At 52.6% G+C, this 17,404-nt stretch carries 3 protein-coding genes; all 3 read left to right on the top strand.

Going from position 1 to position 17,404, the window contains the following annotated elements; all coding sequences use genetic code 11:
• Positions 1 to 24 precede the first annotated feature (24 nt).
• Genes ACXAH1_RS15380 through ACXAH1_RS15370 form a run of 3 tightly spaced genes read left to right on the top strand, consistent with a single transcriptional unit; the run spans position 25 to position 17,404 of the window.
• On the top strand, positions 25 to 6,465 hold the full coding sequence (locus tag ACXAH1_RS15380; protein ID WP_475197812.1) for an amino acid adenylation domain-containing protein: 6,441 nt from the start codon (positions 25 to 27) through the stop codon (positions 6,463 to 6,465).
• A gap of 1 nt (position 6,466) precedes the next feature.
• Positions 6,467 to 12,748 (top strand): amino acid adenylation domain-containing protein, encoded by a 6,282-nt coding sequence (locus ACXAH1_RS15375; protein ID WP_475197811.1) that lies wholly within the window; start codon positions 6,467 to 6,469, stop codon positions 12,746 to 12,748.
• A 12-nt stretch (positions 12,749 to 12,760) separates the two neighbouring features.
• Positions 12,761 to 17,404 carry an amino acid adenylation domain-containing protein gene (locus tag ACXAH1_RS15370; RefSeq protein WP_475197809.1) on the top strand — a complete coding sequence of 1,548 codons (4,644 nt, stop codon included), beginning with the start codon at positions 12,761 to 12,763 and terminating at the stop codon, positions 17,402 to 17,404.

Here is a 17,404-nt window from a genome sequence, read left to right as displayed (position 1 = left end):
AATATAAGAAAACAAGGAATACCCATGAGTTCTGTCAAAGAAATACAAGCTGTGTACCCGCTTTCGGCAACCCAACGAGGCATGTTGTTTTACCTGGTTAATGCAACAGAGTCAGACGAGAACTACCGAGAGCAGCTCAACCTCATCGTTGCAAAGGAGACCCGGGTAGAGATCTTGCAACAAGCCTGGCAGGCCGTCGTTGACCACAACCCTGTACTACGTTCAGTGTACAGCTGGGAAAACAAGTCTCAGCCGTTGCAAGCTGTGCTGGGTCAGTACGCCCTGCCGTGGCATCAGCACGATTTCAGTGCAATGAGCGAACAGCAGGCCGAGCAGAGCGTCTTAGAACATAGCGCGCAGAGTCGCCGCAAACCGCTTGAGTTAGGCAAAGTGCCCCCTGTCTGGGTGGACTATTATTTGCTCCCTGAGCATAACCTGATGACCTTTAACTTCACCCACTTGCAACTGGATGGATGGTCCATGGCGCTGATCACCAATCAGCTCGAACTGGCTGTATCCCAGCTGCTTCAGGGTTCAGCTGTGGCGCTTCCTCAGGGAGGTCAGTACAAAGACTACGTTAAATGGCTGCTGGCGCAGGACACCAAACAGTCTTTAGGCCACTGGTATACTCATCTGGGAGAGCCGCAATCAAGTGCTCCGCTCAAATTGCAGGGGTTTGCGGCCGAGCAGGTCAGTCAACAAAACTCTCAGGCAAAGCTCAGTTTCAGCGAGCAAGAATTTTCAACGCTCAACGATTTTTGTCAGCGCCAGGGGGTGACATTAAATGCCCTGATGCTGGGCGCATTTGGCTTGTTTGAAGCTCAGGTCAGCAGACGTGAAGATGCCGTCATTGGTTCGGTTGTCGCAGGTCGCCCGCACCAGGTGCCTAACATGGAAAGCATTGCAGGCTTTTTCAGTAATGCCCTGCCAATCCGTATTGATGCACAGCAACATAGCGACTTCACCAGCTGGCTGAAACAATTCCAGAGCACTCTAGTGGCATCATGGGATCATGCCCATGTCTCTTTGGAGCAAATTAAACAAGCGGTCAAAATGCCGATCACTGAGCATTTGTTTTCTACTCTGTTTATTTTCCAAAACTTCCCTAAGCGTCTGGTCAGTGATGAACAATCAGATGCGCAGCAAGCTCCAATGCAGCAAGTGGTGGGTTATGAACAGAGCCACTATCCACTGACGCTGTATGTCATGGCATCGGGCGCACTCAGTGTGCACGCCAGTTATCAGTCCAAGCATTACAGCGCTGCGCATATTCAGGCGTTGCTGGACTTTTACAAGACTTTCCTGCTGAACTGTGTTGAACAAGCTCAGCAGTCGCTGACCCAGTTGGACCCTTACAGCCAGGATGTGCTGACGGCTATGCCAGCGGCGGATCTTAGCACTCAATGGGAAAACAACCATCTGCACGCACATTTGGCCAAGCTGGGTGAACCGGGCGAATCCATTGCAATCGAGGATGGAGAACAGTCAGTCTCATATCGCGAACTGAATACACTTATCAATGGCTGCGCTCAACAATTGCAGGCACAAGGTATTACAGCAGGACAGCGCGTCGCCATTGCACTCGACAGAGGATTACCTTTTATCGTCGCAACACTGGCAACCCTGCGCATTGGTGCCAGCTATATTCCGCTTGACCCTAAAATGCCAGCAAGCCGACAGGCATTTATTTGTGATGATGCGAAACCGGCCCTGTTGATCACCAATGTCGCCGTCGATAGTCAGCTACCTTGTCTGAGTGCAGAACAAGTCACATCCATACATGCCGATACACTGCTGGCAGCAGACGTTGAAGACACGGCAGAAGCCTACGTCATTTATACCTCTGGCTCTACCGGTAACCCGAAAGGGGTAAGTGTGCCACGCAGCGCGTTGCTAAACCACACTTTGTCAGCGATAGAGTGCTACGAAATTACGCCTCAAAGCAGTGCTTTGCAGTTCGCTTCAGTGAGCTTTGATACCGCCGTTGAAGAGATCTACCCCACCTTATTTGCGGGTGCCAAACTGGTGTTACGAAACGATGCCATCATGGCTGATCCACAGGCATTCATCGACTTTATTACTGCCCATAACCTGAGTATCCTGAACTTCCCAACCGCATTCTTTATTGCCTGGAGTAACACCCTTGAGCAGCCACTGCCTGCATCAGTGAAGACAGTAATTGTCGGCGGCGAAGAGCTCACCCAGCAAAGCTTCAGCGCCTGGCACACCTTCTGCCAGCAACACCAGCTGAACATTGACTTATTCAACACTTACGGCCCGACAGAAGCGACCGTGGTCACCACTCGAATCAAGCTGGATGAGTCACATCTGACCCTCGCCCGTTTGCCTATCGGTCGTGCCATCGACAACGCCGCCTGTCATATCCTGAGCCAGTCTCTGCACTGTCTGCCGGAAGGATTTTTAGGTGAGATTGCCATATCGGGTGCCGGTCTGGCACGGGAATATCTGAACCAGCGTGAGCTGACCGATGCCGCGTTTGTTGCGCACCCACAACTTGGCCGCTGCTACCTCAGTGGCGATCTGGGTTATATCAAAAAGGGCGTGCTCTACTATGCAGGCCGTAAAGACCACCAGGTCAAAATCCGCGGCTACCGCGTTGAGCTGGGTGAAATTGAACATGCCCTGGCGCAGCTGGAGGACATTTCAGAAGTGGTCCTGGTTGTTGTCGATAACGACCAGGGTGCTCAGGAACTGGCGGCTTACTACACCGCGGCGGTGGAGTGTGACTCGGCGTCACTGCGTGAAGCACTGACAGAGCGACTGCCTGATTATATGGTGCCCAGTCACTGGATGCAGTTACCACATATTCCCAAAACCATTACCGGTAAATATGACCGGAAAAAACTGCCTGCACTGGAGCGCAAAGCAGTCACAATCGATTTCGAGGATCACTACCTCAATTCACTGGCGGTGATCTGGCAGCAGTTACTCTCTCCGGAGACACTGAGCGAAGACAGCCACTTCTTCCGTTTGGGAGGTCACTCAATTCTGACCATCAAACTGCTGGCAAAAATTAAAGATGTTTTCCGCGTAAAACTGAATTTCAGCGAGATCTTTGATTATCCAACACTGGCAGCACAGGCTCAGCTGATCGCCCAGAAAGCGCGTAACAGCGAGAGCAGCCAGCAACTGCTACCCAGCCTGACACATCGTCCGGAGCTGGACCGCTACCCCTTGTCGTTCCAGCAGGAACGCGTATGGTTCCTGCAGCAATTACAGAAAACCAATACGGCCTATAACTTCCAGATGACCTTCTATCTCGACGGTCCATTGAACATCACTTACCTGGAAGAAACGCTCGAAGAGATCGTTGCCCGTCATGCGCTGTGGTTCAGTACTTTCCACGATGACGATGGTGTGCCTTATCAGCGCATCGAAAGTCCGTTCAAAGTCGACCTGACCCCGCTGGACATGAGTCACCTGAGCGAAGAACAACAACGAGCAGAATTGGATGAGTTACTTCCTAAACTGACTCAGAAGCCATTCGACATTACTCAGCTGCCACTGATCCGCTGGAAACTGATCAAACTGGCTGAAGATTCTCACTGCCTGCTACAGGTTGAGCACCACCTGATCCACGATGGCTGGTCTGTGGGTATTTTCACCAAAGAACTGCACGCCATCTACGAGGCCAAACTGGCAGGTAAAGCCCATTCAATGGCGCCGCTTAAATTCACTTATGCCGACTTCTGTTTGTGGCAACGTGAAGTGATGTCTGGTGCCTACTACGAAGAAATGGAGCAATACTGGCTGGACAAGCTGGCAGATTTACCGCCAGCACTGGAGTTGCCTTATGACTATCCACGCCCGCTGGAGCCGTCGTTTAGAGGTGACTCACTCATGTTCAACCTGGACTTTGAACTGTATGAATCACTGCGTACGTTTGCGCGCGAAAATGGCTTCACCTTATATATGACCATGATCGCCGCGTACTATGTGTTACTGCACAAATATAGTGGCCAGACTGACATTAATATCGGTGCCGGTACGGCGTCACGTACCGCACCCGAGCTGCACCCTATCATGGGTATGATGGTTAACAGCATCGTGCTACGTACCAGCCTGGAAGGTAACCCAAGCTTCCTTGAGTTGCTGCAGCGCGTGCGTAAGACCTGTCTAGATGCCTATGCTTATCAGGACATGCCATTTGAACAACTGGTTCAGAAACTCAGCCCTGAGCGTATGGGACAGGCCAACCCCTTGTTCCAGACTATGTTCAGTTTCCATGACGCGGAAGTCCCTGAGCCAGACTTTGGTGGCTTACAGGTCAATGGCCTGGTTAACACCAACAAATCGGCCAAGCTGGACCTGAACATCATAGTCGCGCCGCATGCAGAGCAACGCGTAGGACAAACTACATCACGACGCGCGGCAGCAGTTATGACCTGGGAATACAGTACCGATCTGTTTGCCAAAGAAACCATGCAGGAAATGGTGGCTAACTTCATGCATCTGCTGGCTAACCTGACCCAAAACCCGGATCAACCTATTGACCAGCTGACGGCCATCAATGCCAGCTCTGCCAGTCAGCTGCTGATGAACGAAGATGAGCTCGCATCACAGCTGTCACCGTCGGTTGCAGCCCTGTTCGACCGCCAGGTTTCGCAATACCCGAATAACACAGCTGTTATTGATGCAGACTCAACCGAGTACAGCTACCTGGCATTGCAACAGCGCTCTGCCAGCATAGCCGCAGCACTACAGGCACAGGTTACTGCGGGTGATACTCTGGGTCTGGTACTTAAACCCGGCTTTGAACTCTATGCTGCCATGCTCGCGGCGGCTCGTCTGGGTGCGAGTTATATGCCTATCGACCTGGACAGCGGTGAAATCCGTACCCAAACAATGCTCGATGACCTGGCACAGCTAAATGCCAGCCCGGTGATTGTGACCGATCAACAGGCACTGACACTGGCAGAGCGGTTCAACCTGGTACATGTCAGCGAAATTGCCGATATGTCTGATGCGCCATTGCTGGATTTAGGTACTCAGGACTCGACGGCATACATCATGTACACCTCGGGCTCTACGGGCAAACCCAAAGGGGTTCGCATTCCGCAAGCCGGGATACTGCGTCTGGTAGAACACCCTGATTTCATTGCCCTGGGCAGTGAAGACGTATGGCTGCAGCACTCGTCTCAGTACTTTGATGCTTCCACACTTGAGATCTATGCACCACTGCTCAATGGCGGCACTTTGGTTGTGCCAGCGCAGAAGCGTCTGTCTCTGGCTCAGTATCAGGATTACCTGAACACCCACAACATCAGCCATATGTGGTTAACCGCAGGCCTGTTCCATCAGTTGGCTGAAGCACAACAAACGGCCCTGCCCGCCTCGCTGCGTTATTTGCTGGCCGGTGGTGACGTGCTGTCTCGGGACAAAGTGCAAAAGTTTGTGGAGCACAATCCGCACTGCACCCTGATCAATGGCTATGGACCGACAGAAAACACCACTTTCTCATACTGTCAGCAACTCACAGCCGACGTCCTCGAAGCCACTGCGCTGTCACGCTCAGTGCCCATTGGTACAGCCATCAAAGGAAGCGAAGGGTTTGTGCTGGATGCGCAAGGCCAGTGTGTACCACAAGGTGGCATTGGTGAGTTGTATCTGGCCGGACTGGGACTGTCTCAGGGATATCTGGATAATGAGCTCAACGCACAACGCTTTGTCACTCATACCTTTAAACTGCATGGGATTGAACGCAACGTTCGCTTGTATCGCAGTGGCGATATGGTGCGCGAAAATGCCCAGGGACAGCTTGAGTTTATCGGCCGTAACGACAACCAGGTCAAGGTGCGTGGTTTCAGGGTTGAACTCAATGAAATTGAAGAGGTGATAGGTCAGCACCCTGACGTACAAGCCGTATGTGTGGCCGTAACTGGTGAAGATAATCAACATCTGGCCGCGTATTATCAGGCAGACAAGAACCTGGACGACGCATTGCTGGATCACTGTCAGTCTGCGCTGATGGGCTTCCAGATCCCGGATTTCTTCGTTAAAGCGGAGCAGTTCCCGTTAACCAGCAATGGTAAACTGGATCGCAATGCCATTATTGAGGCGAACCCGATTGATGTACGCAGTAAGCTGGCGCAGTTTGTGGCACCACAGACTGAACGTGAGCAGACACTGTGCGCTATCTTTGCACAAGCCCTGGGGCTGGAGCAGGTTGGCTGTAACGACAACTTCTTTATGCTGGGTGGCCACTCGCTGGTCGCAGTCAAAGTCATTGCCAACATCGAAGAGCAGCTACAGGCACATCTCACTCTGGTTGACCTGTTCACTGCCCCTACGGTCGCTCAGCTGGTCCGCAAACTGGACGAGCAGCAGAGTGCACCTCAGGCAGCGGATCCTGTCAATACACCGGAACAGGCTGAAATCGACGAGCAACTGTCCGATCAGGAACTGGATGCCTTGCTGGCTGCGATGGATGGCGAGGAAAGCTAGGATGACAGCCTCGACTCTGAGCCGCGCGGAAAAACTCGCGCGACTGAAACAACTGCAACAGCAAAAGGCGGGTCTGGCCCTGCTGGGACTGAGCGATAAGCAGCAACGCTTCTGGTTCAGTCATCAGCTGGATGCCACCAGCGGCATGAATAATATTTTTCGTGCCTACCGCTTTGCTGGCAGACCAGATACCGCGGCATTGCAACAGGCAATTGCCGCTGTCATGCACCAACACCCGGCTCTGACCAGTAAATTTGTGATGGTCAAAGACGAGCCCAGGCAATTCAGTCAGCCTCTGGAAAAGGTCCCGTTTGAGCAGGTGCCGGTGAACTCTGCGAGCGAAATGAAGCACGCGATTGAAGCCGAGGCAAAAGTGCCGTTTGAGCTCAGTCGTCAGTACCCGTGTCGGTTCAGGTTATTCCATAACACTGAGGCCGCAGACGAATACGTGCTGACCTTGTGTTTCCACCATATTGCGCTGGACGGTTATTCAGTGGTGATGGTAGAACGCGCCATTATGGCTCTGTACTCGGGTGCTGTAAGTGTACCGACAGAGCCCGCTTACACGCTTACTCAGTTACTCGCCACCCAAAGCGGCGACCGCAGCGCAATGGAACAATACTGGCTGAGCCGCCTTGCAGACACTGAGCATACTTTATCTCTGGCGCTCAACCCAGCATCACCGGAGCAGGATTTACAGCAAGGCAGTTATGTCAACTTCAGCTTTGATAACGCGCTCAGCAAGCAAATCACTGTTTGCTGCCAGCAACTTGCTATCACGCCATGTGTGTTCTTTCTTGCTGCGTATCAGTTGTTACTACATAAGCTGACCGGTCAGCATAATTTTATTGTGGGCATGCCTGAGCTGGCACGAGCCAATCAGCAGCAACGCGCTATGGTGGGCAACTTTGCCAACACCTTACTGATCCCTGCAGGCGTGAGCGCAAACACACCGGTTAGCGCTTTTATTTCCCGGTTGCAGCAGCATTTCTATCAGGATCTGCAATGTAACCAGGTCACGGTTGAGCGACTGGTCGATTTGCTCGGGGCAGATCGTGACAGTGGCACGAATCCGCTGTTCCAGGTGATGTTTTCATTTAATAACCTGGGCAGCAGCACGCCATCAAACTCTGAGGAAGCGCCAATTTGGCAGCCCTACCCGGTACAAAGACACTACAGCAAACTGGATGTGACGCTGGAAATTCAGCAAAGCAGTGACACGTTTAGCGGCTACTTTGAATTCCGCACGGCGCTGTTTACGAAAGAGCAAGTGCGTCAGTGGCAGCACCAGCTCGCCGCTATCATCAATGTGATGCTGACCCGCTCTGAGTGCACTATTGGTGAGCTTAGCAGCTTCGATTATGCACAACAGTCGGCGCTGCTGAATCAGTCTCAGCCATCACATCTGGTGCCCTGCTTCAGTGAGCGACTCATCGCGTTATCTGAGCATCAGGGAGAGTCCATTGCACTGGTTGCGCCCGGCGTACAACCGGATCAGGATACCAGCCTTACTTATACCCAGTTACTCCAGGTGGTGCGCAGCGTCAGCAGTGAGCTGCGCTCTGTTGCACAGACCGGACAGACCGTCGCCATTAGCTGTGAGCAAAGCTACCATTGCGTGATAGCCATGCTGGCGGCCCAGTTTGCCCATTGTGCCTTCGTTGTCATTGACCCTGCTTTACCTCAGTCACGGCGCGAGTTTATTGCCCGGGATGCTCAGGCAAGCGTAATGTTAACTGATGACACAAACCAGCTTGCACTGACCGTGCTTAATACACAGGCGAGCACAGATCCTGAACTGGGTTATCTGGTATATACCTCAGGCTCTACGGGCACGCCCAAAGGGGTGCGCGTAACCAGACAAGCGCTCAATAACCACTGTCAGGCGGTTGCCGGGCTCTATCACCTGGGGGCGCATACCAGAGCGCTGCAATTTTCGGTATTGTCATTTGACCTGGCACTGGAAGAGTTTTTCCCGATCCTGTATCACGGTGGTCAGGTCGTGCTGCGTCCGGCAAAAGACACCCCCTCTTTTGCCGATTTGGGTGATCTGATTGCGCGCTACGAACTCAATCATCTGAGCCTGCCGACGGGCTATTTGCATGCCTGGATGGAGCAACTGCGTCATGCAGATCAGCCGCTGCCAAGTGAGATCAAACTGGTCGTAACCGGCACTGAACAACTGCAAAATCGCACCGTTGCCAACTGGTTCGCGCTGGCCAACCCCAAAACCCAACGCTTTATCAATGCCTACGGACCGAGTGAAGCCACTATCAGCTGCAGTGCCCACGAAGTCAATCAGCTTGATATTCACCGCTCGCCAGTACCAATTGGCTCTGCGCTGCCACACAGCCAGGTCTATGTGCTGGACCAGCAGGGTCATGCGGTTGCACCTTATGTGCTTGGCCAGCTCTATATTGGTGGTGACAACCTGGCGCAAGGTTATCAAAACCTGCCAGAGGTAAGCGCCGAAAAATTTGCTGTCCACCCTCTGCTCGAGCAACGCTTGTATGCAACGGGCGACCAGGCATATTACGATCAACAGGGGCTGCTCTATTTCAAAGGCCGCATTGACGAGCAAGTGAAATTCCGGGGCTACCGGATTGAGCTGGAAGAAATCAGCCGTCAGCTAAACAACATCACTGGTGTGACCGCCAGTATTTGCGTAGTGCAACAAGCACCTCAGCCAACCCTGGTTGCGTATGTCGTCAGTCAGGCACAGTTACAGCAAGACAAGCTCAACTATGTGCTGGCTCAGACTTTACCCGCTTATATGCTCCCTGAGCACATTATTCAACTTGATGCGCTGCCGCTGACCGCACGGGGGAAAATTGATAAAAAAGCCCTGCCTAAAGCCGATGTGGTTAACGCACTGACTCAGCGTGCTGCGCCCAATTCGCAGCTTGAGGCGACGTTGCTGACCATCTGGCAGACGGTACTGAATAAGACCGGGCTCTGTTGTGAAACCAGTTTTTTCCTGCAAGGGGGTCACTCACTGGCAGCACTCAAGGTGCTCAGTCAGATCACGCAGCAGTTAGATAAAGAACTCACGCTGAAGCAGTTTTTCGCAGCGCCAAGTATCGCACAGCAAGCGCAATTGCTGGAGCAGCAGCAAACAGAGCAGCGCATGAGTGCACTGCAACCGGTTTCTCGCACAGAGGCAGGCACCCTGACTCACAGCCAGCAACAGATGTATGTGCTGGATGCATATGCCGGTGAAGCCGGACTGTACAATATGCCGCTGTTAGTGCAGCTTGATGGCCCGCTGGATAAAACCGTACTCATCAGCACACTGCAAGCCCTGACAGCCAGGCACGAAGCTCTGCGCACCTGCTTTGTTGAGCATCAGGGCGAGGCCCGCCAGCAAGTGCTCAATACCGTTGAGCTGCCTTTACAAACGCTGCAACTGAATGAAACAGAGGCAAAAGCGCACTTTCATACTCTGCTCAAGCAGAAGTTCAATTTGGCCAAACCAGCCTACTGCTGGGTCTTGTATCAGCTAGAGGATGGCCGTCACTGGCTGGGGTTAGTGATCCACCATATTCTCTGCGATGGCGCCTCGATGGATGTGCTGATCAAAGAACTGACCGCCTGTTATTATCAGCAGCTTCGGGGCAATCACTGGCAGCCAGATCAATTGACGGTGCAGTTACTGGATTACGCTCACTGGCAGCATACTGAGCAGGGCCAGACATTTTTAGCACACAGCCAGCAATACTGGCTCGATGCGTTAAACGGTATGCCGCATACTCTGGACTTGCCGCTCGATGCACCTCGCCCGGCCCGTCCCAGCTTCCGGGGAAGTCGTCTAGAGTTGACGCTGCCAGCGGCGCAAAGTCAGCAGCTGGAACAGCAGGCAAGCCGCGCTGGCGTCTCTTTATATACCTTGTCTCTGTGCGCCTTTGCACTGTTATTGCAAGAGCAATCGAGACAGCAGGATTTCGCCATTGGCATTCCGGTTTCCGGACGCCCGGGCCATCAGCTGGATCAGGTTGTGGGATTATTTGTTAATTCCCTGCCAATTCGCATGACACTGACGCCTGAGCAAACTCTGACTGAGCTGCTAACACAAACGCAGGAACGCATCTTGTCTGGGTTTGACAACCAGAGCCTGCCGTTACAATCGTTAGTCCAGTTACTGGACGTCGACCGGGCTTTAAATTACAACCCGCTATTTCAGGTATTCTTTAACTTTTTAAGCAGCAGCGCGGAGCAGTCACACCCCATCACGGATACGCTGACACTGTCTTTGCCGGATACGCCCAATGACACCGCCAGATTTGACCTGACCTTAACTCTGGTCGCCTCTCCTGCGGGGATAAAAGGGCACCTGGAATACAGCGAAGAGTTATTCTCTGCCGATACTATCGCTTTGCTGCGTGCACGCTATATTGCGATTATGACGCAGCTGGCGAGCAGCCTTGACGGCTCGGTAGAGACATTAGAAAGCACAGCTCAGTCAGACACTTTGGCAAATCTGCCGCAAGGAACAGCCATTGCCCCTGCGCAGATCCCTGACTTACTGGCACAGCTGGCGCACCACGCCGCGCAGCACCCGCAGCAGACTGCGCTTATCTGTGGCGAAGCACAATGGAGCTATGAAGCACTACAGCAGGCGGTTGAAACGCGTGCCATGCAACTCCACCAGCTTGGCATACAACCGGGCGACCTTATCGCGGTCTCACTGCCACGCCAGGGAGACTTACTGATCAGCCTGCTTGCCATTTTTCATTGTGGTGCAGCCTATCTGCCACTGGATCCCGACTACCCCAGCGAACGCCTGAGCTTTATTGCAACGGATGCGGGGGTCAGATTTGTACTCAGCGATAGCACAGAGTCCGGCTTTAGCCTTGGCGCAGACTGCCAGCTTGTTGACATCAATCAGCTCGATGCGGCCACCTGTGCATTAACAACACCTGAGTATCGCCCTGAAAATCAGGCCTATTGTATCTACACTTCGGGTTCAACGGGTCTGCCTAAGGGGGTTGATATCAGCCGTGCCAACATGAATAACTTCTTGTACGCAATGGCTGAAAAACCAGGGTGCACCGCCACAGACAAGCTGCTGGCCATTACCCCCTACTCCTTTGATATTTCTGTGCTGGAACTTTTCTTGCCACTGTACTGTGGTGCCACTTTGGTACTGGCGAACGATGTACAAAGCAAAGATGGCGCACAACTTTGTGCCCTGATTACACAGCAGGATATTACCCTGATGCAGGGCACGCCCGCCACCTGGCGTCTGCTGTATAGCGCAAACTGGCAAGGCAAGTCTAACCTCACTTGTCTGGTTGGTGGTGAAGCTCTGCCCGATGCACTGGCACAACAATTAGTACAAGATAATCAGGCACTGTGGAACATGTACGGCCCGACAGAAACCACCGTCTGGTCCAGCATCAAACAGATCCAGCCCGGTGAGCGCGTGACCATAGGTTGCCCGATCCACAATACCCAGTTGTATGTGCTGAATGAGCATAATCAGCTGGCACGCTTTGGTGCAATGGGACAACTGGCTATCGCGGGCCAGGGTGTGGCCATGGGTTACCGTGACCGCCCTGAGCTGAATGCCGAGAAGTTCGTTACCCTGGATATTGATGGCCAACCTGTCGATGCCTATCTGACCGGAGATTTAGTTCGTCAGCTTGGCAATGGTGAACTGGCTTACCTGCAGCGCCTGGATGATCAAGTGAAGCTGCGTGGCTACCGTATCGAGCTTCAGGAAATTGAAGCGGTACTTGAACGGCAAAGCGGTGTCAGTCAGTGTGCTGTGGTCATCAACCAGACCCAGACCGAGCCTGTGCTGGCGGCGTTCTATGTCGCCCAGAGCACATTGGAAGAAACGCAGCTGGTCACCGGTTTATCAGCTCAGCTCCCTCACTTTATGGTGCCGACTCATCTGATAGCACTGGACACTCTGCCACTGACGCCCAGCGGTAAAGTCGATAAAAAGGCACTGGGTCGCTATCAGCTCACCCAGTTAATGCCCTACCAGGCACCACAAAGTGAGACAGAGCGAACCATTTGTGACTTATGGCAGAACATTCTCGGCCAGGACAAAGTCGGGCTCAGTGACAACTTCTTTAAACTCGGGGGCAACTCTATTTTGGCCATGCAACTGGTCGCAGGACTCAACGAGGCATTTGGCCTGAGCAGCCTGACGATTGCCGATGTACTGGCCTATCAGAGCGTAAGCCAGCTCAGCAGTCACATTGAGCAAGTACAGTTAAGTCAGGTGGATGACGCCGATTTAGCTGCATTACTGATGGAACTAGAACAAGAATAACAATGAGGCATTATGGATATTCAACAGAAACTCAGTGCACTTAGCCCCGAAAAACGGGCTAAGTTACTGCAACAACTTGCGGAAAAAAACAAAGCAGCCAAAGCGGTGGCCAACGACATTCCCGTCGTGGCTAAAGCAGCGCAGCAACGTTTTCCACTCTCGCATGAACAACAAAGGATCTGGTTCTTGTCTCGCTACGAACCAGAGAGCCCGGAATACAGCATTCCTCAGCTATACCAGAGCACACAACCGCTGGATCTGGACAGTTTTACTCAGGCCGTTGAGCAAACCCTGGCAGATCACGACATTCTGCGCTGTCGGTTTGACGAAGATCAGGGCGAAGCGCATCAGGTCATCCTTAGCATGGATGAGCTCAAAGCGCAGGACAAATATCGGGTGTTGCCCATTGTCGATTTCTCAGAGCGTACTCTTGAGCAAGGCAAACAGGACGCGCTCAGAGAAATTGAGGAAGATTGCGAACGCGCATTCGATCTTACTCGCGAAGGCATCTTCCGCACTCGCCTGTTCAAGCTCGCCGGCGATCACTACATCTGGTATGTCAATGTGCACCACATCGGATTTGACGCCTGGTCGCACAATCTGTTTATTCGCTATGTCAACCAAACCTATGCCGCACTGTCGGGCAAAGGCGAGCAGCCTGCTAAACCGCAGGCCAGCTATATTGACTATGCCTGCTGGCAACGTATGCCTGAACAAGAGGAAGCTCTGAAAAGCAAACTGCAGTACTGGCTGAAACAGCTCGAAGCCGTTCCGCCGATTGAACTGTATTGCGACCGCCCTCGCCCGGCCGAGCGCACTTTTAACGGCGATGCCTGCGGGCTGCCACTGGAAGAACACCTGGCTGCACGGGTACGTGCGTTTTGCGAGCAACGTGGTATCACGACCTATAACCTGCTGCTGTGTGTACTGCGCATTTTATTGCACAAATACACGCGTCAGAGCGACTTTGCCATCGGTACCTTGATTGCCAACCGTGAAAAACCCACCCTGGCGCAGGCTCTGGGCTTTTTTACCAACACTCTGGCCTTTCGCACCCAGGTGGAGCCCGAGCTAAGCTTCACTCAGATGCTGGATCTGGAAAAGCAAACGCTGCTTGATGCTTATGCTAATCAGGACGTGTCATTTGAAAAACTGGTGGATGAGTTAAACCCGACCCGGGATTTAAGCCGCGCCGCTATTTTCCAGGTCATGCTGATCCTCGATAACACCACCTCATCAATGGGTAATCCGGCATCGTCAGGGCAGCAACCCCTGTTTGCGCCCATGAGCTCGGAGAACAAAACGTCCAAACTGGATCTGACCTTCTACTTTAGTCAGTCAGATACATTGAGTGGCTTTGTCGAGTTCAACACTGATCTGTTTGATATGGCGTCGATTGAGCGACTTGCCGGTCACTTTGCATTATTGCTGGAGCGCGTGATAGCCGCGCCTGAACAAAAAATTGAGCAGTTTTCATTGCTCTCTCAGGAGCAGCAGCAGACCATCACAGAGCAATGGCAGGATGGGCCACAACACACCTTTGATCATCAGCCGCTACACCAGCTGGTCAGTGCGCAGGTTAACCGTACCCGCAATGCCAGTGCCATCATCGATGGCGACCTCACCCTGAGCTATCAGGCGTTAGAAAACCGTGCTAATGCCCTGGCGAACCACCTTTATCAGCAAGGTGTGCGTGCGGGTGACTTTGTGGCCATGGCCACGCACCGCAATGCGTCTATGATAGTCGCCATGCTGGCGATTTTGAAAACCGGCGCTGCGTATATTCCACTTGATACCGACTATCCGAAAGAGCGGGTCAGCTATATGCTGGACAATGCTCAGACACAATATGTGATCACCAATGACTCGCTCAGTGAGAAATTCAGCCAGTATAGTCAGCTGACTCTGATCACGCCCGATGGCTTGTTGAGCACAGCTGCACCGCAGCCGGATGCGGATATCGCGCTGAGCTTTGATGTGGCCAATGATTTAGACCTGCTGGCATATGTGATTTTCACATCCGGCTCGACCGGTAACCCCAAAGGGGTGATGATCCCACATCACAGTGTCAGTAACTTCCTGTTTGCTATGCAGCAGGCACCCGGCATGCGCACAGGCGAGAAACTGCTGGCCTGCACCACTATTTGTTTTGACATTGCGGTGCTTGAGATCTTTATGCCCCTGATCAGCGGCGCCACTGTGGTATTGGCACAACGAGAGCAAGTGCTGGATCCAACCCAGCTTATCGCATTGATTGACCGCCACGATATCGACGTAATGCAGGCCACCCCATCGACCTGGCGAATGATGCTGGAACTGGGCTGGCAGGGTAAACGCGACATGCGGATCCTCTGTGGCGGTGAAGCACTCCCGCCTGAGCTGGCAGAAGACCTGCTGCTTAAATCCTCGTCATTCTGGAACCTTTATGGTCCTACCGAAGCCACCGTATGGTGTTCACGCCACCGAATTGAAAGTGGTGACGGAGAAACCGGTGCGGTAACCATAGGTAAACCGATTGAAAATGTCACAATGTTGCTGCTCGACAGCCAGATGCAGGCAGTACCGCCTGGCGTACCTGGCGAACTGTACGTCACTGGTGATTGTCTTGCCCGTGGTTATCTCAATCGTGATGACCTGACTGACGAGGCATTTATCAGCCATGACTATAAAGGTCAGACTCTGCGACTGTATCGTACCAAAGACCTGGCCAAATACGACCCGAGCGGCAAAATCATCTTCCTGGGCCGTGCCGATGATCAGGTAAAAGTGCGCGGTTATCGTATCGAGCTAGGCGAAATTGAAAGCACACTGAACAGCCACAACGACATAGAGCAAGCGGTTTGTCAGGTGCACACATTTGGCAGTGATAAAAAGCTCATCGCTTATTACAGCAGTGCTGCGGGTGAATTGGAGCAGGAACAGCTGGTTCGTCACCTTAAGAAAAAGCTGCCCGAATACATGGTACCCAGCTTATTTGTATACCTTAAGCAGATCCCTCTGACGCCCAACGGTAAACTGAACCGTCGCGCATTACCGGTACCAGACATGAGCGCGATGAGCAGTAAAGTGCCCTACTGTGCTCCGGAAAATGACTTGCAGGCCACGCTGTGCCGCTTGTACAGCGAAATTCTTAAAACGCCGCAAGTGGGCATAGACGACGACTTTTTCAGCCTGGGGGGTGACTCACTACTGGTGATCCGCCTGGTTGCCAAAGCCAAACCGTTTGATATCGAAATCACGCCAAAGCAAGTGTTCCAGCACAAAACCGTGCGTGCCCTGGCCGAGGCATCATTGACCACGCAGATCCTGCGTCAGGTCGAGCCTGTGGTTGGCCCGGTTGCTATGACACCGGCACAAAAGCACTTCCTGGAGTTGTCTCATACTCATCCGGAATATCACACTCTGGGTGTATTCCTGCTACCCAGAGACAAAGACTTTGATATTTCAGCAATTGAGCAGTCTCTGTTACATGTGATGGCACAGCACGACACGTTGAGAATGCGCCTGACCACAGATGCGTCTGGTCAGCATCAGCTGATAGGTGATGAACTACCAGCCAGGGCGCCACTGACGCTGGCAAGCCTTGAAGAAACCCAAGAGCGTACGCTGGCACAGCAGGTTAACTATCATATATTCGATACAGCAACTGCCATGGACCTGGCCAATGGCCCGCTATTTCGCGCCATCCTGTACCCGGCAAGCCCAGGTGAAAAACCTATGCTGTTCCTGATCGGCCACTTTATGCTGGCGGATATTGGCAGCTGGCATACCATCATAGATGATTTTGAAACCTGCTACCGTCAGATCAGTCGCGATGAGCCACTGGAGCTGCCCAAAAAAGGCACTTCCTTTGCTCAGTGGGTGGAGAAACTGACCCAGTGGAGCCAGTCGGAAGATGCCCTGAAGCAGCGTGATTACTGGATGCTCGAAGAGCGTAAACATGCCGCCGATTTGCCAAAGGACTTCCCGGATGGCGTCAACAGCATGGCCTCTTCACAAAGTGTTTATGTGCAGTTCGATGAAGCCGAAACCACCTTGCTGACAACAGAAGTGACTAAGGTAACGGGCGCACAAATAGACAGTGTTTTGCTGACCAGTATCGTCTATGCCTTTATGCGTGAGTGTGACTCAAACTGTCTGATGATCGACCTGCTCGGTCATGGTCGTGAACCTTTGTTTGATGACGTCGACTTGTCTCGCACCGTGGGCTGGTTCAATACCATTTACCCCGCTTTTCTCAGCTATGGCGACAACCGCAGTCCGGTTGGTGCCATGAAATATATCAATGAACAACTCAGAGCCATTCCTAACGGCGGTATCGGCTATGGCGTACTGCGCTATCTGGCAAAAGATAAGGAGCTAATCGACCACTTTAATACCGTCCCTGAACCTCAGGTGTTCTTTAACTACTTCGGCCATGACAATGTCGCCGATCTGCGCGTGTTACAACGTGAAGATGGCTTCGGCGGCTATGGTCTGGATAAAGAAACCAAGCGTCTGCGTCCTCTTGCCGTGGGTGTTTATATCAAGCAGAACCAACTGAGTGTGCGCTGGGAATTCAGTAGTAATCAGTTTGAAGAAGCCAAAATAGCGCGCCTTGCTGAGCATTGTGAAGCGTGTTTAAAAGAGATCCTTGCAACCTATAACCAATTATAA

The organism is Pseudoalteromonas sp. AWH4_217 (genome assembly GCF_056161105.1).
This window is presented reverse-complemented; position numbering and strand designations above follow the sequence as displayed.

Coding starts and splice junctions, on each gene's coding strand:
- ACXAH1_RS15380 (WP_475197812.1), top strand. CDS start 25: ATGAGTTCTGTCAAAGAAATACAAGCTGTGTACCCGCTTTCGGCAACC.
- ACXAH1_RS15375 (WP_475197811.1), top strand. CDS start 6,467: ATGACAGCCTCGACTCTGAGCCGCGCGGAAAAACTCGCGCGACTGAAA.
- ACXAH1_RS15370 (WP_475197809.1), top strand. CDS start 12,761: ATGGATATTCAACAGAAACTCAGTGCACTTAGCCCCGAAAAACGGGCT.